Source organism: Pseudoruegeria sp. SHC-113 (assembly GCF_025376885.1).
Classification (GTDB): Bacteria; Pseudomonadota; Alphaproteobacteria; order Rhodobacterales; family Rhodobacteraceae; genus Pseudoruegeria.
In genome coordinates this window covers 1,062,188-1,082,680 of the sequence record NZ_JAHUBR010000001.1, presented here as the reverse complement: position 1 = coordinate 1,082,680, position 20,493 = coordinate 1,062,188, and the positions used below count along the sequence as shown (strand labels likewise).

Below are 20,493 nucleotides of genomic sequence, written 5' to 3'. Positions count from 1 at the left end.
CAGATGGCAATCGAGTATCTCAAGCGCAGCAAGCCCGAAACCGAGAAGGCCGAGGACGACGCACGCGTGCGCGACACCGTCGCCGCCACGCTGGCCGACATCGAGGCCCGCGGCGACGCCGCCGTTCGTGAGCTGGCGGTGAAGTTCGACGGCTACGAGCGTGAGAGCTACCGTCTGAGCGCAGAGGAAATCGAGGCGATCATCGCCAAGGTCTCCCCGCGCGACATGGCCGACATCCGCTTCGCGCAGGAGCAGGTGGTGAATTTCGCCAAGGCCCAGCGCGCCAGCATGGTGGACATCGAGGTCGAGACGCTGCCCGGCGTGATCCTCGGCCACAAGAACATCCCGGTGCAGTCCGTGGGCTGCTACGTGCCCGGCGGCAAGTTCCCGATGGTGGCCTCTGCGCATATGTCGGTGGCCACCGCCAAAGTGGCCGGTGTGCCGCGCATCGTCGCCTGCACCCCGCCCTTCAACGGCGAGCCGAACCCTGCCGTGATCGCCGCGATGCATCTGGGTGGCGCGGATGAGATCTACGTGCTCGGCGGCATTCAGGCCGTGGGCGCCATGGCCATCGGCACCGAAAGCATGGAACCCGTGCACCTGCTCGTCGGCCCCGGCAACGCCTTCGTAGCCGAAGCCAAGCGCCAGCTTTTCGGCCGCGTCGGCATCGATCTGTTCGCTGGCCCCACCGAAACCATGGTGATCGCCGATGAGACCGTGGACGCCGAAATGTGCGCCACCGATCTGCTGGGGCAGGCCGAACACGGCTACAACAGCCCCGCCTGCCTGCTCACCACCTCGCGCCGCCTCGCCGAGGAGACGCTTTCGGAAGTGGAGCGCATCCTTGCGATCCTGCCCACCGCGAACACGGCCTCCGTGAGCTGGCGCGACTACGGAGACGTGATCCTCTGCGACACTTACGAGGAGATGCTGCAGGTCGCCGACGATATGGCCTACGAGCACGTGCAGGTGATGACGGACCGCGACGACTGGTTCCTTGAGCATATGACCTGCTACGGCGCGCTCTTCCTTGGCCCGCGCACCAATGTGGCCAATGGCGACAAGGTGATCGGCACCAACCACACGCTGCCCACCAAGAAGGCTGGCCGCTACACGGGCGGGCTTTGGGTCGGCAAATACCTGAAAACCCACAGTTATCAGCGCATCACCACCGATGAGGCCGCCGCCAAGATCGGCGCTTACGGCTCCCGGCTCTGCCTGCTCGAAGGCTTCGTGGGCCATGCCGAGCAATGCAACCTGCGCGTCCGCCGCTACGGCGGGCAGAATGTTCCTTACGGAGAAGCCGCCGAATGAGCGCAGCCGCCGCATCCCTTGCGCAGGCCATCGCCCCCCTGCGCACGGCGCAATACGATTGGAGCGCGGCTGGCGTACAGGCCGCGCTTGCCGCCTGTTTTTACCCTGATGCAGTGATCCGCCTCTGCCACCCTTTCGGCACCCTCGCCGGGCCCGATACCTTCTACCGAGAAGCCCTCGCCGCCCTCGCCGCCGCCCTGCCCGATCTGGAGCGGCGCGACTGGATCGTGATGGAGGGCACCGATGAGGACGGCGCGGTATGGGTCGGCTGTGGCGGCACCTATCTGGGCACCTTCGCCGCGCCCTTCCTCGGCATCCCCCCGACCGGGCGGCTCGCGCATATGCGTTTTCACGAGTTCTACCGCATGGAGGCGGGCCGCATCGTGGAGATGCAGGCGATCTGGGACATCCCGGAGCTGATGATGCAGGCCGGAGCCTGGCCGCTTGCGCCCTCGCTGGGGCGCGAGTTCTGCATCCCCGGCCCTGCCAGCGGCGACGGGCTGCACCGCGCGCCCCGCGATGAGGCCACAAGTGCCGCCTCCTGCGCGCTGGTTGTGGACATGCTCACCCATATGACGCGCCACCCAGCCCAAGGCGGCCCCGAAGTGATGGAGATGCCGCGCTTCTGGCATGAGCGGATGAATTGGTACGGCCCCGCCGGCATCGGCACCGCGCGCGGGATCGATGGCTTCCGCAACATCCACCAGATCCCCTTCCTCGCCGCTATGCCCGATCGCGCTTTGAGCCCTGAAGGCATCAAGCACCATTTCTTCGCCGACAACCACTACGTCGCCGTCACCGGCTGGCCCAACATGGCGCAAACGATCACCGGCGGCGGCTGGCTCGGCATCGCGCCAACGGGCCAGCGCATCACCCTGCGCTCGCTGGATTTCTGGCGTATCGAGGCTGGAAAAATCCGCGAAAACTGGGTGCTGGTGGACCTGCTGGATCTCTACGATCAGATCGGGGTAGACGTATTTGCCCGGCTTCGGGAACTGACGCATGGGCGGCATCCGGGCAGCACGCCCGCCATGATGGAACCTGCCTGATGGATCTGCCCCGCACCCCCTCTTTCCGCCTTGATGGCAAACGCGCGCTTGTGGCCGGGGCTTCCTCCGGCATCGGGCTTGCCTGCGCCGTGGCTCTGGCCGAGGCCGGGGCGGCTGTCACCCTCTGCGCCCGGCGCGCCGACACGCTCAAGGACGCCGCCGAGGCCTTCGCCGCCAAGGGCTGGCAGGCCGATGTGCTGGCGCTGGATGTGTCTGACGTAGACGCGACCCGCGCCGCGATTGAGGCTGCGGAGCCTTTCGACATCCTGCTCAACGCCGCAGGGCTCGCCCGCCACACGAAGACGGTGGACACCACGCCCGAGGATTTCGACGCGGTGATGGGGATCAACCTGCGCGGCTGTTATTTCCTTGCGCAGGCGGTGGCCAAGAAGCTGATCGCCGCCGGAAAGCCCGGCTCGATCATGACGATTTCCAGCCAGATGGGCCATGTCGGCGGGCCGGAGCGCGCCGTCTACTGCGCCTCCAAACACGCCGTCGAGGGCATGACAAAAGCCATGGCCATCGAATGGGGGCCGGCGAAGATCCGCGTCAACACGATCTGCCCCACCTTCATCCTCACCGAGCTGACCCGTGGCACCTTCGGCGATCCGGCCAAGCGGGCGTGGATCAAGGAGAAGATCAAGCTCGGCCGCCCCGGCGAGGTGGAAGACATCATGGGCGCGGCCGTCTACCTCGCTTCGGAGGCCTCGGCGCTTGTCACCGGCACCGCGATGATGATCGACGGAGGTTGGACGGCGGATTGATGGCAAAAGAGAAGGTCACATCGGCCGAGGTTGCTGCGCGGGCCGGGGTCAGCCAGTCGGCAGTGAGCCGCGTGTTCACGCCGGGGGCCTCGGCCTCGGAAAAGACGGTGCAGAAGGTGCGCAAGGCCGCCGAAGAGCTGGGCTACCGCCCCAACGTGCTGGCCCGCGCCATGGTGTCAGGCCGCAGCCGCATCATCGGGCTTGTCGTTGCCTATCTCGAAAACCAGTTCTACCCGGTGGCGCTGGAGATGCTCTCCAACGCGCTGCAGAAACGCGGCTACCACATCCTGATCTTCACCGCGCCCAACTCCACAGATGGCGTGGACGGGCTACTGGAAGAGCTGATGGATTATCAGGTGGACGGCATTATCGCGGCCTCGGTCTCGATGAGCTCCGATCTGGCCGAGCGCGCCCAGCGCGCGGGCATCCCCGTGGTGCTCTTCAACCGCGGGCAAGGCGGGCCGGGGCTCTCCTACGTGACCTCCGCCAACGTGGCGGGCGGGCGCAAGGCAGCGGAGTTCCTGCTCGCCGGCGGCCATGAGCGCATCGCCCATATCGCGGGCTGGCAGGGCAGCTCCACCGGGCGCGACCGTCAGGCCGGGTTCCTTTCGGCGATGGAGGCCGCCGGGCAGCAGCCCTTCGCCATGGTCGACGGCATGTACAGCCGCGAGGTGGCCATGGCCTGCACCTATCAGCTGATGGGCGGCACGCTGCAGCCCGACGCGATCTTCGTGGGCAACGATCACATGGCCTTCGCCGTGATCGACGCCCTGCGCGAAGGCGGCCATGAGCCGGGCCGCGACATCTCGGTTGTCGGCTATGACGACGTGCCGCTGGCCAGCTGGGGGCCCTACAAACTCACCACCCTGCGCCAGCCCGTGAACCGGATGGTGGAGGCCACCGTCGATCTTGTCCTGCGCCAGATCGAGGAGCGCGAGGCCGCGCCGGAGCATATCGAAATCGAAGGCGAGCTGATCCTGCGCAGCTCGGCCCGCATACCTGAAGGTTGGACCAAATGAAGGGCTTTGACCCCAAATTCGCCGATTTCCCCGATTACATCATCGGCATCACCAAGGAAATCTGGGAGGATCGCGGCATCGCGACCCTGCACCACTACTATGCGCCCGACATCGTGGTGCGCTCGCCCAGCTCTGTCGTGGTGGGCAATCAGGGCGTCATCGGCGCAACGATGGCCACGCTGGCCGAATTCCCCGACCGCCAGTTGCTGGGCGAGGATGTGATCTGGTCCGGCACGCCGGAAGACGGAATGCTCTCAAGCCACCGGATCTTCTCTACGGCAACGCACATGGGCGATGGCGTCTACGGCAAGGCCTCCGGCACCAAGCTGCGCTACCGTATCCTTGCGGACTGCCACGCCATCGACAACGCGATCAACGACGAATGGCTGATCCGCGATCAGGGTGCTATCGTACGGCAGTTGGGATGGGATCCGAAAGACTACGCCCGCGATCTGATCGCCCGCGAAGGCGGGGCGGAGGCCTGCGTGAAGCCATTCACCCCCGCCATCGACGTGCCCGGCCCCTACAAGGGCCGCGGCAACGACAACGCATGGGGCGCGCGGCTTGCCGATCTGATCACCCGCATCATGGGGGCCGACATTGCCGCCATCGGCTCCGAGTATGACCGCGCCGCACAGGTGGAATACCCCGGCGGGATCTCCGGCCACGGCTGGGACGCGGCAGAACGCTTCTGGATGGGCCTGCGCGCGGCCTTCCCGTCTGCGGATTTCGAGATCCACCACGTGATCGGCCGCGAAGATCCCACCATGCCGCCCCGCGCCGCGCTGCGCTGGAGCCTGACCGGCAAACACGAGGGCTGGGGCAGCTTCGGCAAACCCACCGGCGCGCCGGTCCATGTGATGGGCATCACACACGCCGAATTCGGCACGCTCGGTGCCGCGCCTGTGCGCCTGCGCCGTGAGTGGACGCTGTTTGACGAAACTGCCGTCTGGAAACAGATCCTGCTGCATGAAGGCGCTGCGTAGATGGCCGCCCTGCCGCATCCCTCCCAAGCCCTGCGCCGCCGGCATGGTTATCTCGCCAGCCGTCGCGCGCGCAGGCTCAACCTGCGGCCACCCGGAGGCGGGGCCCTCCCGCCCCTTTCGCACCAGAGAATGACCCTCAGCCAATGGAGCTGACCCATGACCACCCTTGAAGACCGCATCGTCCGCTACGGCGATCTGCAACCCTGTAAAACCGCCTTCATCGACGCCCATACCCCCGGCTCGAACCAGAAGGAAAACTTCACCATCATCGGCGGCGGCGTGTCCGAAAGCCCCGATCAGCACGTGCATATCTCGATCCCGCATGGCTTCAACATCGGCGCGGCGGGCCAGCCGCCCCGCTGCCGCAACTCGCTGCACGATCACCACACGGCGGAGGCCTTCTTCGTGCTCTCCGGCCGCTGGCGCTTCTTCTGGGGCCGCTGGGGCACGGCAGGCGAAGTGGTGCTGGAAGCCGGTGACATTTTCAACATCCCCACCGGCATCTTCCGGGGTTTTGAAAACATCGGCAACGATTACGGGATGATCATGGCGATCCTCGGCGGCGACGATGCTGGCGGCGGTGTCATGTGGGCCCCGCAGGTGATCGAGGATGCCGCCGAGCATGGCCTCGTGCTGGGCGAGAACGGCAAGCTTTATGACACCAAGAAGGGCCAGAGCCTGCCCGAAGGCGTCAACCCGATGCCGCTGATGAGCGCCGAAGAACTCGCCAAGCGCCCGGAGCCGAGCACGGCCGATGTGCTGCCCAACCATGTGGCCCGCTACTGGGACATGGTCGCGCTCGCCGATAAGCAGCCCTGCAAGGTGATCGGCGAACACGGCCTTCTGCGCGACAAGCCCGGTTTCGAGGTAGATTTCATCACACGTGGCTCCGCGAGCGAGGCCATGCACAGCCACGAGCGCCCCTCCGTGCTGATGCCCGTTACCGGCCATTGGCGCGTGGAGTGGGAAGGCGGCAGCGCAACGCTTGCGCCCGGTGATACGATGAGCGTGCCCGAAGGCCTCGCCCACCGCGCCCAGCCTTCGATGACAGGCGACGCCGCGCTCTATCACATCGTCGCCACCGATGACGCCGCCGGCCCGAGCTGGCAGCCAAACTGATCCGACACCAAAGGGAGAGCCCACATGAGCAAGATCGCAACAACCCACGTGGGCTCCCTGCCCCGCACCCAGAAGGTGGTGGATTTCATCTTCGCCCGCGAGAATGGCACGGCCTATGAGCAGGCCGATTTCGACGCCGCCATGACGGAGGCCGTGGATGAAACCGTCCGCCGTCAGGTGGAGGCCGGGGTTGGCATCGTCTCCGATGGCGAAACGTCGAAGATCAGCTACGCGACCTATGTGAAGGATCGCTACACCGGCTTTGACGGCGACAGCCCGCGCAATGCGCCCGCCGATCTCAAGCAGTTCCCCGGCTTCCTGAAGCGACTGGCCGATGATGGCGGCACGCCAAAATATGCCCGCCCGATGTGCGTGGGTGAGGTGAAGAGCAAGGGTCAGGGCGAGCTACAGGCCGACATCGCCAACCTGAAAGCCGCCATGGCCAAACACGGCGTGGAGCGCGGCTTCATGAACGCCGCCTCGCCCGGCGTGATCTCGCTCTTCCTGCAGAACGATCACTACGCCACCCGCGAGACCTATCTCGCCGCGCTGGCCGATGCCATGAAGGAGGAATACGAGACCATCGTCGCCTCCGGCCTCGATCTGCAACTGGATTGCCCCGACCTCGCGCTCTCGCGCCACATGCTGTTTACCGAGCTGTCGGATGAGGAATTCCTCAAGGTTGCCGCCTCCCACGTCGAGGCGCTGAACCACGCGCTGCAGAACGTACCGGAAGAGAAGATCCGCATTCACATCTGCTGGGGCAACTACGAAGGGCCGCATGTTTGCGACATCCCGATGGCGAAGATGTTTGACACGCTGATGAGTGCCAAGGCGCGCTATGTGCTGTTTGAAACCTCCAACCCGCGCCACGGCCATGAGTGGACGGTGTTCCGCGACCGCAAAGCCGACATCCCCGACGGCAAGGTGCTGGTGCCCGGCGTGGTGGACACGACGACGAATTTCGTCGAGCACCCCGAGCTTGTCGCCCAGCGCATCGCGCGCTTCACCGATATCGTCGGCCATGAGCGCGTGATCGCGGGCAGCGATTGCGGCTTTGGCACCTTTGCGGGCTTTGGCACCATCGATCCCGATATCGCCTACGCCAAGCTGGCCGCGCTTTCGGAAGGCGCGGCGCTGGTGTCGTGACACTGCCGCTCGTTCTGCTGCCCGGCATGATGTGCGACGGGCGGCTGTTTGGCCCCCAGATCGCCGCCTTTGGCGCGGAGCGTGAGATACTCACGCCCGGCCTTGCAGGCGCGGATACCGTGGCGGCTTTGGCGGAAAAGGTGCTGGCACAGGCCCCGCCCCGCTTCGCGCTGGCCGGGCTTTCCATGGGTGGCATCGTCGCCATGGAGGTGCTGCGGCAGGCCCCGGAGCGGGTGGCGGGCCTTGCGCTGCTGGATACCAACCCGCTGGCGGAAACAGACGAGGTGAAAGCCCGGCGCGCGCCGCAGATGGTGAAGGCGGCAAGTGGCGGGCTGGCGTCGGTGATGCGTGACGAGATGAAGCCGAATTACCTCGCCCCCGGTGAGGGGCGCGCGGCGGTGCTCGATCTCTGCATGGAGATGGCGCTGGATCTGGGGCCAGAGGCCTTTCTGCGCCAATCGCGCGCCCTGCGCGACCGCCCGGACCAGACGGCCACGCTGGCCCGCTTCCAAGGTCCGGCGTTGGTGCTCTGCGGCGCGCAGGATGCGCTCTGCCCGGTGGCGCGGCACGACTTGATGGCCGGATTGATCCCCGGCGCAAAGCTTGTGGTGATCGAAGGCGCGGGCCATTTGCCGGTGCTGGAGACACCCGAGGAGACAAACGCGGCCCTACGCCGCTGGCTGACCGAAGTGGATGGAGACCCCCATGCTGACCGATGACCTTCTGGCCCTGCTGCGCAGGGTCGACACCCCCACCGTCTGCAACGCCATCGAGGTGGTGGAGGGCAAGCGCGGCTTTAACCGTTTCACCCGCGGCACCGTACTGAGCAGCGCGCCAACGGAAGGGGCCATCGTCGGCCATGCCCGCACCGCCAAGATCGCCGCGCTCGCGCCCCCAACTGAAGCGGCTGAGGTGATCAAAGCCCGCCGCATGGCCTATTACAAACACATGTCCGAAGGCCCCCGCCCCGCGCTCGCCGTGATCGAAGATCTGGACGGCGCGGACGCCATCGGCGCCTTCTGGGGCGAGATCAACACCACCGTCCACAAGGGGCTGGGCCTGTCGGGCGCGCTGACCAACGGCGTGATGCGCGATCTGGGCGATCTGCCCGAGGGCTTCCCGGTGATCGCGGGCTCGGTGGGCCCCAGCCATGGCTTTGTCCATGTGCGCGAGATCGGCACGCCGGTCACGCTCTTTGGCCTCACCATTGCCAATGACGAGATCGTCCACGCCGACCGCCACGGTGCGCTGGTGATCCCCGAGGCTTACTTAAGCGAGCTGGGCACGGCGATCCACAAGCTGCTGGACACCGAAGCGCTGATCCTTGGCCCCGCCCGCGAGCCCGGCTTTGATTTCGCAGCATTTGAGAAGGCCTGGGCGGCGTTCGAGGCCGCGCGCACCTGACCCATTGCGCTCCCCGCGCCTCTACGCTTTGCTCCTTGCCGAAGGAGAGCCGCAATGAACATCGCCTACACCATGGCCCCCGGGCGCGGGGACACCGACTTGCTGCTGCACGGGCTGGCAGAGGCCCTAATCGCGGGTGGCCACCGCCCGGCTGGCGTTGTCCAGATCAACACCGAACGCCCCTGCGATGGCCCTTGCGACATGGACGTGCAGGTGCTGCCTGATGGGCCGGTGATCCGCATATCCCAGAGCCTCGGCGCGGAGGCGCGCGGCTGCCGTCTGGATCCGGCGGCGCTGGAACAGGCGGTGGGGCTGGTGGAAGCCCAACTGGCCACGAGGCCCGATTGCCTGATCGTCAACAAGTTCGGCAAGCACGAGGCCGATGGCCGGGGCTTCCGCCCCCTGATCGCCGAGGCGCTTGCGCTGGAGATCCCGGTGATCGTCGGGCTCAACCGGATGAACGAGGCAGCCTTTGCCAGCTTTACCGAAGGGCTCGCCCAGCCGATCGCGCCCGAGGCCTCCGCGCTGCGGGCCTGGCTCGATCCACTGCTCACGGAGCGTCACGCCATCGTCTGAAGCCGTTTCGTTCAAATTGACGGATTAACCCCACGCAAAGGCTTATGCCGGATCCTGTCCCGATCCGGAGAAAGGAGCTCGGCCTTGCATTACACGATCTACACCAGCCATGCGTTGATCCCCGCCAGCGCGGCCGATCACAATGACATCCTCGCCGCCTGCCGCCGCAACAACATCAAGGAAGGCGTCACCGGTTTTCTGCACCGGGAAGGCGATCACTTCCTGCAATATCTGGAAGGCAGCGAGGCTGCACTGGAAACGGTTCTGGCCCGCATCTCGGCGGATCCACGGCATGAGGCCATCACCGTTCTGGCACAGGGCAAACTGGCCAGCCGTCATCTGCCGGACTGGCAGATGGGGTTCGTGGATGGCGGCCAGCTCTCGCTTGCCGAGATGCTCGATACCAGCGCCGACCACCTCGCGCTGGCCACAGCGGATCCGATCGATCTGATCAGCTTCGTGGTGTTCAACGCAGAATGCCTGCGCCGGAGCCAGGCGGCTTAGGCCTGGAACTCACCCGGCGCGTACAGGCCCGAGCGAGTCCCGCCACATGATCGTGGCGGGCAGTTCCTCGCTCTCGGCCACCGTCTCGCCGTTGCGCAGCGCCATCAGCTTGCGCGCCGCACCTGCGCCCATGGCGCGGTGGGGCACATGCACCGTGGTGAGCGCGGGGCTGACGATCTCGGCGATCTCGATGTCGTCAAAGCCGGTGACGGAGACGTCCTTTGGCACCGAGATGCCCATGCTGCGCGCCTGCCGCAGGGCCCCGGCAGCCAGCACGTCGTTGCCGCACATCACCGCTGTGGGCCGCGTGGCCCCCGCCATCAGCCCGGCGAAGGCCTCGGCCCCGTTGGAAATGGAATAGGGCGTTTCGATCAGCGTCAGGGCCTTGGGCGGCAAGCCATGGGCCTGCATCGCCTGCACCACGCCCTCCGCGCGCTCGCGGGCGCGGTCGTTCCCTGCGCGAGGGGCCGAGATCAGCGCCAAACGCCGGTGGCCCGCCTCCAGCACCTTCGCCGTCAGAGCTTCCATCGCCTTTCGGTTGTCAAAGCCGATGGAATATTGCCCTTCGCCCCGCATGCTCGTCCAGGCGATGACATGGGGGATCTTGCGCCGCTGCAGCAGCGTGTAGCTTTCCGGCGTGCGGTCTGTCCCGATCAGCAGGATCGCTTCCGCCCCGCGTGCGGCGAGGGCGCGGATCTGCTCTTCCTCCAGTTCGGGGCTGTAGGAGGAGGACGCCACGAGCAGCGTGATCCCGTGGCGGCCCAACTCCTCCTGAAAGGCTTGAAGGCCGCGCGCGAAAATGGCGTTCTCCATCGTCGGGATGATCGCGCCGAAGGTGTTGGTGCGGTTGGCCGCCAGCGCCCGCGCGCCGAAATTCGGCGCATAGCCCAGCGCGCGCACCGCCTCCATCACCCGCTCCCGCGTGGCCTCCGACACCCGCTCCGGCGTGTTCAGGCAACGCGAGACGGTGGCGGTTGAAACCTTCGCACGTGCGGCAACGTCTTCCAGCGTCGGGGAAAAATCCCCCCCTGCGCCGGGTCCGCCCAGATTCTGCCGCTCATCGCTCATCTTCGCCTCGCTTGCGAATAGCTTTTCCTTTGGGGCTTGCCTTACCGCCTTGCCGAACCAGTTTCAGATGTAAGCGCTTGCATTGCAAAATGTAAGCGCTTACATTTCTCAGGGAATCAGAGTGAAGGGAGGACTCACCCGTGATTCTGTTACTGGCCGCCGCGATATTCGCGATCTACCTCGCAAACGTTCTGCTCGGCGCCTTCGGTGGCGCGCAGTTCATGAGCGACGTTGGCGAGATGCTGACACTCTTCGCCGCAACGATCGTCTTTGTGATCGAGATCCTGCGGCGCGAGTCAGCCGAGAAATCCAAGAACGACAACCACTCATGAACCATTCTAGGGAGGAAAACATGGATCGTGAAAAACGCGAGATCGCGTCGCTGGAGCGCCGCAACTTTCTGAAACTCGCCAGCACTGGCGGCTTTACAGCAGCTGTTGTGGCCGGTGCAGGTGGCATGCTGTGGTCCACCGAAGCGGTGGCCCAGACCGCCAAGGAAGAGAGCGAGCGCGAAGCCGCCGCTGACCACGTGATGACCATCGCCACGGCCTATGTGCTGGGCGCGTCCCGCAGCTACCCGATCATGCAGCTGGATCTGAAAGAAAACATCCAGAATGCCACCAACGGCAAGATCTACGTCAAGCTCGCCCCCGGCGGCCAGCTCGGCGCGGGCGGTGCGCTGGTGCAGGCGGTGCAGGCCGGCACGATCCAATGCGCCCAGCACTCGCTGTCGAACTTCGCGCCCTACGCGAGCGCAGCCGACCTGATCAACATGCCCTACTTCTGCGGCTCCAACCAGCGCTTCACCAACCTCGTCACCTCTGACGCCTGGAAGAGCGAAGTGCACCCCAAGATCGAAGCCGCAGGCTTCAAGGCGCTGTTCTACATCAACATCGATCCGCGCGTCGTGGCCGTGCGCAAGGGCGGCGATGCCGTCATCACGCCGGGCGATATGGCCGGGGTGAAGTTCCGCGTGCCGGGCTCCAAGATGCTGCAGCAATACTACCGCATGGTCGGCGCCAACCCGACGCCGGTGGCATGGGGCGAAACGCCGTCTGCCATCAAGCAGGGCGTGGCCGATGCGCTCGATCCCTCCGTCGGCGCGCTCTACGTCTTTGGCTTCAAGGACATCCTGAGCCACGTCACCTTCACGCAGGCCGTGCCGGACAGCCAGATCTACTCGATGAACCTCGAGTGGTTCAACTCGCTGCCCGCTGACGTGCAGGAAGGCGTGGAATTCGCCGGTGAGCTAACCGCCCACCAGAACCTCGCCAAAGTGCCCTCCGCCCGCGCCTATGCCATGGCCGAGCTGGTGAAGGCCGGCGTGGAATTCCATTCCCTGAGCGAAGATCAGCTCGGTGAGTGGAAAGAGGCCGGTGGCTTCCAGCGCTCCGAGTGGGACGAGTTCAAAGTGGAGCTTGCCGGCTCGATGGAGACCTTCGCCAAGCTCGAAGAGGCCGCGGGCACCATGGGCCGCTACTACGTCCACGACGCCTGATACACTGCGGCAGGGCGGTACCCCCGCCCTGCCAACCCCTTGAAACCCCTCTTGAAACCAGCATCGCCGCAGGCCGTTCAAAGCCAGCGCACGGGAAGGATGTGACGGATGCAAGTTCTGCAAACCCTCAACCGGAATGCCGAGCGATGGCTCTTGCTCATCTTCTACACGATGCTCGTGGCGACGATGTTCATCGAAGTGCTGCGGCGCGAACTGCTCTCCTATTCCTCGATCTGGGGCGAGGAGATCGTGCGCTACTCCTTCATCTATCTGGCCTGGATCGGGGCCGCCGCCGCCGTCAAGGAACGGGGCCATATCCGGATCGACGTGATCCTGCATTACGTCAGCCCGCGCGTTAAGGCGCTGATCTACCTCTTCGGGGATTTCGTGATGGTCGCCGTCTCGGTCGTCGCGCTCTACTACTCCTACGAAACCGTGCATGTCTCCGCCAAGTTCGGCTCCGTCACCGACGGGCTGCGCATCAGCCGCGTCTGGTTCCTGATGGCCGTGCCGCTGGGCTTCGCGCTGGTGCTCTTGCGCCTCATCCAATCCATCCTCCGCGATCTCGCGGACCTTCGTGCGGGTCGCCCCGTCTACGAAGGCGACAAGCTGTTCGACTGAGGAGGAAAGCCATGCTCTGGAACCAACTCGATCAATCCGTTGTCCTTGGCTGGGATTTCTACGGCCCCGTCATCCTCTTCGTGCTTCTCGTGGCGCTTGCCGTGCCCGTCTGGGCCGCCATCGGCTCCTCTGCGATCCTGATGCTGGTCTGGTCCGGCGCGCTCCCCTTGAGCCTCGTGGGCGAGAAGCTGTTCTCCGGCATCGATTTCTTCGCACTCACCGCCGTGCCGCTCTTCATCCTGACGGGCGACGTGCTGGTGCGCACCGGGCTCAGTCGAAAATTCCTTGATGTGGCGGAAGCGCTCACCCAATTCGCCAAGGGTGGCTTCGGCTCGGCCACGGTGCTGGTCTGCGGCATGTTCGCCGCGATCTCGGGCTCTGACGCCGCCGGGGCCGCCGCCGTGGGCCGGATGACGATCGACCGGCTGGTGGAATCGGGCTACCCCCGCCCCTACGCCTGTGCGCTGGTTGCGGCAGGTGCCTGTACCGGCATCCTGATCCCCCCCTCCATCGCCTATATCATCATCGGCCTCGTGCTGGGCATATCGGCCTCCACGCTGTTCCTCGCCGCGCTGATCCCGGGCATCGCCATCCTGCTGTCGATCCTTGCCACCAACATCATCATGAACCGGCTCAAGGGCTGGGAAGGCGGTGGCAACATCAGCATGGCTGAGTATTTCTCCCGCCTCGGAACGGCGCTGAAATCCGGCTGGTATGCCTTCCTCGTGCCCGGCATCATCTTCTACGGCATTTTCTCCGGCCGCCTGACGCCGACGGAAGCCGGGGCCACCGCCGTTGTGGTGACGATCATCATGGGCTTCATCCTCGGCACCCTGCGTCTGAGCGATTTCCCGGCGATGCTCGTTTCGTCCGCAAAAGTGAACGGGGTGATCCTGCCGATCATCGCCTTCTCCGCCCCGCTGGCCGAGGCGCTTGCCATCATCGGCGTGCCGCAAGGCTTCGTGGCCGCCGCCACTTCGGTGAGCGACGAGCCGTTGGTGCTGATCCTCATGATGGTGGGCATCCTGATCGCAGCGGGCTGCGTGATGGAAACCACGCCCAACATCGTGATCCTCGCGCCGATCCTCAAACCCCTGGCCGATGACATCGGCATGAACGAGATCCAGTTCTGCATCATGATGATCACCGCACTGGGTGTCGGCTTCATCACGCCACCCTTGGGGCTGAACCTCTTCGTGGTGGCCGGGATCACCGGGGAATCGATCCTCAAGATCGCCTACCGCGCCATCCCCTTCGTTTTCTTCATGCTCGTGGTCACCCTTTTCATCGCCTACGTGCCCACGATCTCCACCATCCTCCTTCCAGACATCTACAAGTAGGGCCCTGCCATGCCGAGAGAGTATCTGAAAAAAGCCACGCTGACCTCCAAGAGCGATGCGTCTGAAACCAAGAAGATCGTCCGCGACATCCTTGACGACATCGAGGCCGGCGGCGACGCCAAAGCCTTGGAATACGCGCAGAAGTTCGACCGCTACGAGGGCGAGATCCTGCTGTCGGAAGAGACCATCGCCGCCGCCGCCGCGCTGGTGCCGGAGCAGCTGCGCCGGGACATCGAGTTCTCCCACGCCAACGTGAAGAAATTTGCCGAAGCGCAGCTTTCGACAGTGGGCAACTTCGAGGTCGAGGTCGTACCCGGCCTGATCGCCGGCCAGAAGGCCATCCCCGTGCATGCGGCGGGCTGCTACGTGCCCGGCGGGCGCTACAGCCATATCGCCAGCGCGATCATGACGGTGACGACGGCAAAAGTTGCGGGCTGCAAACACATCGTGGCCGCCTCCCCGCCCCGCCCCGGCGTGGGCATCGCGCCCGCTATCATCTACGCCGCCCATGTCTGCGGCGCGGACAAGATCATGGCCATGGGGGGCGTTCAGGGCGTCGCCGCGATGACCTTCGGCCTCTTTGGCCTGCCCAAGGCCAATATCCTCGTCGGCCCCGGCAACCAATTCGTGGCCGAAGCCAAGCGGATGCTCTTTGGCCGTGTCGGCATCGACATGATCGCCGGGCCGACCGACAGCCTCGTGCTGGCCGATGGTGCGGCTGATCCGATGATCGTGGCCGCCGATCTGGTGGGCCAAGCCGAGCATGGCTACAACTCGCCGGTCTGGCTGGTGACGGATGACCGCCAGCTCGCCGAAGAGGTGATGCGCCTCGTGCCGCTGCTGATTGCGGATCTTCCAGAGGTGAACCGCGAAAACGCCACCGCCGCTTGGCGCGACTACGCCGAGGTGATCCTCTGCGCCGACCGCGAGGAAATGGCCGCCACTTCTGACGATTACGCGCCGGAGCACCTCACCGTGCAGGCCGAGGATCTGGATTGGTGGCTCGACCGCCTCTCCTGCTACGGCTCGCTTTTCCTTGGCGAAGAAACCACCGTTGCCTTTGGCGACAAGGCCTCCGGCACCAACCACGTGTTGCCCACCTCGGGCGCGGCCAGCTACACCGGCGGCCTGTCGGTGCACAAATACATGAAGATCGTCACTTGGCAGCGCGCCACCCGCGAAGGGGCCAAGCCCGTGGCCGAAGCCACTGCGCGGATTTCGCGGCTGGAAGGCATGGAGGGCCACGCCCGCACAGCCGACATCCGGCTGAAGAAATACTTCCCCGACGAAACCTTCGATCTGTCGGCCAATGAATAGTCACGCCGCCCCTTCCCCGGTGGCGGATGCGCCGCTGTTCTCGGTCGCGGGCCGGGTGGCCTGCGTCACCGGGGCCAGCTCCGGGCTGGGGCGGCGCGCCGCCGAGGTTCTGGCAGCCGCCGGGGCCTCCGTGGTGGCCGTGGCGCGGCGCGAAGAGGCGCTTCAGGCTTTCTGCGCCGAAGGCTCCGGCAAACGCGCCGCCGTAGCGGGCGATGTGGCGGATCCCGCAAAGCGCGCGGATCTTGTCGCCCGCATTGCGGCACCCTTTGGTGCGCCGGATATTCTGGTCCATGCCGCCGGGCTCAACACCCGGCAGGCCGCCGATGACGTCACGCCTGAGGGCTGGGAAGCGACGCTCGCCGTCAACCTCTCCGCCCCTTTCTTCCTGAGCCAGGCGTTTGCGCCTGCGATGGCGGAGAAAGGCTGGGGCCGCATCGTGAATTTCGCGTCCCTGCAATCCTTCCGCGCCTTTCCCGGCGGCATCGCCTATGGCGCGAGCAAGGGCGGCGTGGCGCAGATGACGCGGGCCATGGCCGAGGCGTGGTCTGGCCGGGGCATCACCGCCAATGCCATCGCGCCGGGGTTCTTCCCGACCGAACTCACGGCGGCCGTCTTCTCCGATGAAGCCCGTGCCGCCCGCAACGCCGCCCAAACCTGCGTGGGCCGCAATGGCGTGCCCGAAGATCTCGACGGCCCGCTTCTGTTTCTCTGCTCCGAGGCCTCCCGCTACGTGACGGGGCAGGTGCTCATGGTTGATGGGGGGTTCACCGCGAAATGAAAGCGCTTGTCTATACCGGCCCCGAGAGCCTTGAAATCCGGGATGTTCTGCCGCCGTCTCACAAGGCGGGCGAGGTGCCGGTGCGCGTGGAAAGCGCGGGCATCTGCGGCTCCGACATGCATGCCTTTCTCGGCCATGACGAGCGCCGCCCGGCCCCGCTGATCCTTGGCCATGAGGTGGCCGGTGTGGCGGAGATGCCCGATGGCAGCCGCCAGCGCGTGACGATCAACCCGCTCGTCACCTGCGGCACATGCCGGGCCTGCAAGGCCGGGCAGGACAACCTCTGCCCGGAGCGTCAGATCATCTCCATGCCGCCGCGCGAAGGAGGCTTTGCCGAATGGGTCGCGCTCCCCGAGCGCAACCTCGTGGCGGTGCCCGATCACATCTCCCCCGATCAGGCGGCGTTGGCGGAGCCCATCGCCTGCGGCTGGCACGCCGCCCGCATCGCACGGGCGCACCCTGCCGGCGCGCGGGACGGCGCGCGGGCGCTTGTCTTCGGCGGCGGGGCCATCGGCCTTGGCGCGGCTCTGAGCCTGATGGCCCAAGGCATCACCGACGTCCGCCTCGTGGAACCCAACCTCGCGCGCGCCCGCTACCTGAGCGAGCGTTGCGGGGTCACCGTGATAAAGGCGGAGGCCGCCACCCAGCGCCATTATGACGTGATCGTGGATGGCGTCGGCATCGCCCCCACCCGCGCGGCGGCCTCGGCGGCAGCCCGCCCCGGCGGCATCATCGTGCATATCGGCCTCGGCTCGTCCGAAGGCGGGCTCGATATCCGCCGCATGACTCTGCAGGAGATCACGTTTACCGGCACCTATACTTACACCGCGCAGGATTTCCGCGACTGCGCGCAAGCGATGTTTGACGGCCGTCTCGGCCCGCTTGACTGGGTCGAACGCCGCCCCCTTTCCGAAGGCGCTTCCGCCTTCGCCGACATCCGAGCGGGCCGCACAGCGGCCCCGAAGATCATTCTCAAACCTGACGCCTGAGGAGACCATCAATGGCTGAAATCCCCCACCTGCTCGTCCACGAACATGCCGACAACGTCGGTGTCGTCGTGGTGGAAGGGCTGACCGCGGGCACGGACATGCTGTGCTGCGTGACGCATGACAATTCCACCTTCCGCCTCACCGCCGGGGCCGATGTGCCGATCGGCCACAAGATCGCGCTGAAGGATCTGAAGAACGGCGACACCGCCACGAAATACGGCGAGGACATCGGCAAGATCATCGCCGACATCCCCAAAGGCGGCCACGTCCACACCCACAACTGCAAAACGAAACGCTGGTAAGGAGCCGATCTGATGGCATCTAAATACTCCAACATCACCGTGAAGGGTTTCCGGCGTGAAAACGGCCGTGTGGGCGTGCGCAACCACGTCGTGATCCTTCCCGTCGACGATATTTCCAACGCCGCCTGCGAGGCCGTGGCCAACAACGTGAAGGGCACGCTGGCGATCCCCCACGCCTATGGCCGCCTGCAATTCGGCGCGGATCTGGAGCTGCACTTCCGCACCATGATCGGCACCGGCGCGAACCCCAATGTGGCCGCAGTTGTGGTGATCGGCATCGAGCCGGGCTGGACGAAGCGGATCGCCGATGGCATCCGCGAAACGGGCAAGCCGGTGGCGGAATTCTCCATCGAGCAGAACGGCGATTTCGAAACCATCCGCCGCGCCAGCTGGGCGGCGAAGGATTTCGTCCACTGGGCCACCGAGCTGCAGCGCGAGGAATGCTCGATCTCCGAGCTTTGGGTCTCCACCAAATGCGGCGAGAGCGACACGACCACCGGCCTCGGCTCCTGCCCGACCGTGGGCAACATGTACGACAAGCTCCTGCCCGAAGGCATCACCGGCTTCTTCGGCGAAACCTCCGAGATCACCGGCGCTGAGCACATCTGCCAGAAGCGCGCGATCAACGAGGAAGTCGGCGAGCGCTGGTACAAGATGTGGAAAGCCTATCAGGACGATGTGATCTTCGCCCACCAGACCGATGACCTCTCCGACAGCCAGCCCACCAAGGGCAACATCGAAGGCGGCCTGACCACCATCGAAGAAAAGGCGCTTGGCAACCTCGAAAAGATCGGCCGCACCTCGCAGTACATCGACATCCTCGATGCCGCCGAAGCGCCGCAATCCGGCGCGGGGCTCTACTTCATGGACAGCTCCTCGGCGGCGGCGGAATGCGTCACGCTGATGGCAGCGGGCGGGGCGGTGATCCACACCTTCCCCACCGGGCAGGGCAACGTGGTCGGCAACCCGATCGTGCCGGTGATCAAGATCACGGCCAACCCGCGCACGGTGCGCACCATGAGTGAGCATGTGGATGTGGATGTTTCCGGCATCCTGCGCCGCGAGATGACCATCGATGAAGCCGGCGATGCGCTGATCGAGATGATCCGCCGTACCGCCAATGGCCGCAACACCGCCGCCGAGGCGCTCGGGCATCGGGAATTCTCGATGACGAAGCTCTACCGCAGCGCCTGACGGGTGGCAGGCGGCCCGGCCCCTTCCCGGGCCGCCTGCAGTTTTGAAGATGTCTGAAAGCCATGAGATCCTTTCGCTCGCCGAGGCCGAAGCGCTGATCGCCAGCGCTCTGGCGGGCGTGGGCGTGGCCGCACCTGCCGCCGCCTCCGTGGCGCGCGCGCTTGTGGCGGCAGAGGCCGAGGGCCAGGTCGGCCACGGGTTCTCGCGGCTGGCGGATTACGCGGCTCAGGTTCAGACGGGCAAGGTCGATGGCGCAGCCGTGCCCATTTGCCAGCGCACCGCGCCCGGCCGGGTGGAAGTGGACGCCGCCCACGGCTTTGCCTACCCCGCGCTTGAGGCCGGGATCACCGCCTTGATCGAGGCCGCGCAGGCGGCAGGCACCGCCTCGCTCGCCATCCGCCGCTCCCACCATTGCGGCGCACTGTCCGTGCAGGTGGAGAAGCTCGCGCAGGCCGGGCTCGTGGGGCTGATGGTTGCCAATGCGCCCGCCGCCATGGCGCCTTTTGGGGCCAAAACCCCGGTGTTCGGAACCAACCCCATCGCCTTCGCCGTGCCAAGGCCCGGCAAGCCGCCGCTTGTCATCGATCTGTCGCTCTCGCGTGTGGCGCGAGGCAAGGTGATGCATGCGAAGAAATCCGGCCAGCCGATCCCCGAGGGCTGGGCGCTTGATGCCGAGGGCCAGCCGACGACGGATGCAGAGGCCGCGCTTACGGGCACGATGCTGCCCATCGGCGAGGCCAAGGGCACGGCCCTTGCCCTGATGGTCGAGATCCTCGCCGCCAGCTTCACGGGGGCCAATGCCAGCCCCGGCATCTCCTCTTTCTTCACCGCCGACGGCCCGCCCCCCGGCGCGGGCCAGTTCCTACTGGCCCTGCAACCTGCGGACGCCGCTGGCTTTGCCACCCGGCTTGAAGCGCTGCTGTCGCTTATCGAAGGGGCCGAGGGCGCACGGCTGCCCGGCACCCGCCGCATCAAAACTCTTGCCCGCGCGCAAGCCGAAGGGATCGCGGTGCCAAAAGCCTACGTTGAGCAGGCCCGCGCCCTTGCGGGCCTTGCGCCAGTTTAACCCGTCAAAGGAGGGCCAAGGCCTTGTATTCCCACATCCTGATCCCCGTCGCCCTTGATCACGAAGGGGCCGCCGCCCGCAAGATCGCCACCGCCCGCCACCTGCTGGCCCCCGGCGGGCGCATCACCCTGCTCACAGTATTGGAGGACATCCCCGGCTTCGTGGCTGAGTTCGTCACGGTCAGCGCCGAAAACCACCTCTCCAATCGCGTGAAGGAACGGCTCGAGGCCATCGCCGCCACCGAAGAGGGCGTTGAAACGGCCGTGGTGAAGGGCAAGGCCGGGGTGCAGATCTGTAGCTATGCTTCTGAGAATGCCGTGGATCTGATCGTGGTCAGCGCCCAAAGCCCGGACGCGCGCGGCTATGCGCTCGGCTCCACCGCCGCCCGCGCTGCGCGCCGCGCGCCCTGCTCGGTGTTCATCCTCAGGTAAGTGCC

General features: G+C 65.9%; 23 protein-coding genes. 22 read left to right on the top strand and 1 reads right to left on the bottom strand.

Annotated features, from left to right (window positions below; genetic code table 11):
- Positions 1-3 precede the first annotated feature (3 nt).
- From hisD (KVX96_RS05335) to KVX96_RS05285, 11 genes are all read left to right on the top strand, one after another.
- On the top strand, positions 4-1,314 hold the full coding sequence (gene hisD / locus KVX96_RS05335; RefSeq protein ID WP_261193272.1) for a histidinol dehydrogenase: 1,311 nt from the start codon (positions 4-6) through the stop codon (positions 1,312-1,314).
- The gene (locus KVX96_RS05330) at positions 1,311-2,363 is read left to right on the top strand and encodes an ester cyclase (protein WP_261193271.1); all 1,053 of its coding nucleotides are present in this window, start codon (positions 1,311-1,313) and stop codon (positions 2,361-2,363) included. Before hisD (KVX96_RS05335) ends, KVX96_RS05330 begins: the two co-directional genes overlap by 4 nt.
- Positions 2,363-3,127: an SDR family NAD(P)-dependent oxidoreductase gene (locus KVX96_RS05325; protein ID WP_261193270.1), complete on the top strand. Its 765-nt coding sequence runs from the start codon at positions 2,363-2,365 to the stop codon at positions 3,125-3,127. Before KVX96_RS05330 ends, KVX96_RS05325 begins: the two co-directional genes overlap by 1 nt.
- Positions 3,127-4,146, top strand: coding sequence for a LacI family DNA-binding transcriptional regulator (locus tag KVX96_RS05320; RefSeq protein WP_261193269.1), 1,020 nt, complete (start codon positions 3,127-3,129; stop codon positions 4,144-4,146). The genes KVX96_RS05325 and KVX96_RS05320 overlap by 1 nt, the downstream gene beginning before the upstream one ends.
- Positions 4,143-5,132, top strand: coding sequence for a nuclear transport factor 2 family protein (locus KVX96_RS05315; protein ID WP_261193268.1), 990 nt, complete (start codon positions 4,143-4,145; stop codon positions 5,130-5,132). The genes KVX96_RS05320 and KVX96_RS05315 overlap by 4 nt, the downstream gene beginning before the upstream one ends.
- A 156-nt stretch (positions 5,133-5,288) precedes the next feature.
- A complete protein-coding gene (locus KVX96_RS05310) occupies positions 5,289-6,251 on the top strand; it encodes a cupin domain-containing protein (protein WP_261193267.1) in 963 nt (320 codons plus the stop codon).
- 24 nt (positions 6,252-6,275) lie between these two features.
- A complete protein-coding gene (locus KVX96_RS05305) occupies positions 6,276-7,400 on the top strand; it encodes a cobalamin-independent methionine synthase II family protein (RefSeq protein ID WP_261193266.1) in 1,125 nt (374 codons plus the stop codon).
- Positions 7,301-8,119 (top strand): alpha/beta fold hydrolase, encoded by an 819-nt coding sequence (locus tag KVX96_RS05300; protein WP_261193265.1) that lies wholly within the window; start codon positions 7,301-7,303, stop codon positions 8,117-8,119. Before KVX96_RS05305 ends, KVX96_RS05300 begins: the two co-directional genes overlap by 100 nt.
- Positions 8,109-8,804 carry an RraA family protein gene (locus KVX96_RS05295; RefSeq protein ID WP_261195384.1) on the top strand — a complete coding sequence of 232 codons (696 nt, stop codon included), beginning with the start codon at positions 8,109-8,111 and terminating at the stop codon, positions 8,802-8,804. Before KVX96_RS05300 ends, KVX96_RS05295 begins: the two co-directional genes overlap by 11 nt.
- Before the next feature lie 54 nt (positions 8,805-8,858).
- On the top strand, positions 8,859-9,380 hold the full coding sequence (locus KVX96_RS05290) for a DUF2478 domain-containing protein (RefSeq protein ID WP_261193264.1): 522 nt from the start codon (positions 8,859-8,861) through the stop codon (positions 9,378-9,380).
- Positions 9,381-9,464: 84 nt separating this feature from the next.
- The gene (locus KVX96_RS05285) at positions 9,465-9,884 is read left to right on the top strand and encodes a BLUF domain-containing protein (RefSeq protein WP_261193263.1); all 420 of its coding nucleotides are present in this window, start codon (positions 9,465-9,467) and stop codon (positions 9,882-9,884) included.
- A 9-nt stretch (positions 9,885-9,893) separates the two neighbouring features.
- On the opposite strand, the gene KVX96_RS05280 is transcribed toward KVX96_RS05285, so the two are convergent.
- Entirely contained in the window at positions 9,894-10,952 is a 1,059-nt protein-coding gene (locus KVX96_RS05280) for a LacI family DNA-binding transcriptional regulator (protein ID WP_261193262.1), read from the bottom strand.
- A 140-nt stretch (positions 10,953-11,092) separates the two neighbouring features.
- On the opposite strand from KVX96_RS05280, the gene KVX96_RS05275 reads away from it, so the two are divergent.
- The 11 genes from KVX96_RS05275 to KVX96_RS05225 all read left to right on the top strand — a co-directional run bounded on the left by KVX96_RS05275 (position 11,093) and on the right by KVX96_RS05225 (position 20,488).
- On the top strand, positions 11,093-11,284 hold the full coding sequence (locus KVX96_RS05275; protein ID WP_261193261.1) for a hypothetical protein: 192 nt from the start codon (positions 11,093-11,095) through the stop codon (positions 11,282-11,284).
- Between the two features lie 20 nt (positions 11,285-11,304).
- Positions 11,305-12,450 (top strand): TRAP transporter substrate-binding protein, encoded by a 1,146-nt coding sequence (locus KVX96_RS05270; protein ID WP_261193260.1) that lies wholly within the window; start codon positions 11,305-11,307, stop codon positions 12,448-12,450.
- 108 nt (positions 12,451-12,558) lie between these two features.
- Positions 12,559-13,071: a TRAP transporter small permease gene (locus KVX96_RS05265; RefSeq protein WP_261193259.1), complete on the top strand. Its 513-nt coding sequence runs from the start codon at positions 12,559-12,561 to the stop codon at positions 13,069-13,071.
- Between the two features lie 11 nt (positions 13,072-13,082).
- Entirely contained in the window at positions 13,083-14,411 is a 1,329-nt protein-coding gene (locus tag KVX96_RS05260) for a TRAP transporter large permease (RefSeq protein ID WP_261193258.1), read from the top strand.
- Positions 14,412-14,420: 9 nt separating this feature from the next.
- Positions 14,421-15,728: a histidinol dehydrogenase gene (gene hisD, locus KVX96_RS05255; protein ID WP_261193257.1), complete on the top strand. Its 1,308-nt coding sequence runs from the start codon at positions 14,421-14,423 to the stop codon at positions 15,726-15,728.
- Between the two features lie 19 nt (positions 15,729-15,747).
- Positions 15,748-16,506 (top strand): SDR family NAD(P)-dependent oxidoreductase, encoded by a 759-nt coding sequence (locus KVX96_RS05250; RefSeq protein ID WP_261195383.1) that lies wholly within the window; start codon positions 15,748-15,750, stop codon positions 16,504-16,506.
- The gene (locus KVX96_RS05245) at positions 16,503-17,495 is read left to right on the top strand and encodes a zinc-dependent alcohol dehydrogenase (protein WP_261193256.1); all 993 of its coding nucleotides are present in this window, start codon (positions 16,503-16,505) and stop codon (positions 17,493-17,495) included. Before KVX96_RS05250 ends, KVX96_RS05245 begins: the two co-directional genes overlap by 4 nt.
- An 11-nt stretch (positions 17,496-17,506) precedes the next feature.
- Positions 17,507-17,797 carry a UxaA family hydrolase gene (locus tag KVX96_RS05240; protein WP_261193255.1) on the top strand — a complete coding sequence of 97 codons (291 nt, stop codon included), beginning with the start codon at positions 17,507-17,509 and terminating at the stop codon, positions 17,795-17,797.
- 12 nt (positions 17,798-17,809) lie between these two features.
- Complete coding sequence (locus tag KVX96_RS05235) at positions 17,810-18,991, top strand: UxaA family hydrolase (RefSeq protein WP_261193254.1); 1,182 nt, start codon at positions 17,810-17,812, stop codon at positions 18,989-18,991.
- A gap of 49 nt (positions 18,992-19,040) precedes the next feature.
- On the top strand, positions 19,041-20,057 hold the full coding sequence (locus KVX96_RS05230; protein WP_261193253.1) for an Ldh family oxidoreductase: 1,017 nt from the start codon (positions 19,041-19,043) through the stop codon (positions 20,055-20,057).
- A 23-nt stretch (positions 20,058-20,080) separates the two neighbouring features.
- Entirely contained in the window at positions 20,081-20,488 is a 408-nt protein-coding gene (locus KVX96_RS05225) for a universal stress protein (RefSeq protein ID WP_261193252.1), read from the top strand.
- Positions 20,489-20,493: the final 5 nt, after the last annotated feature.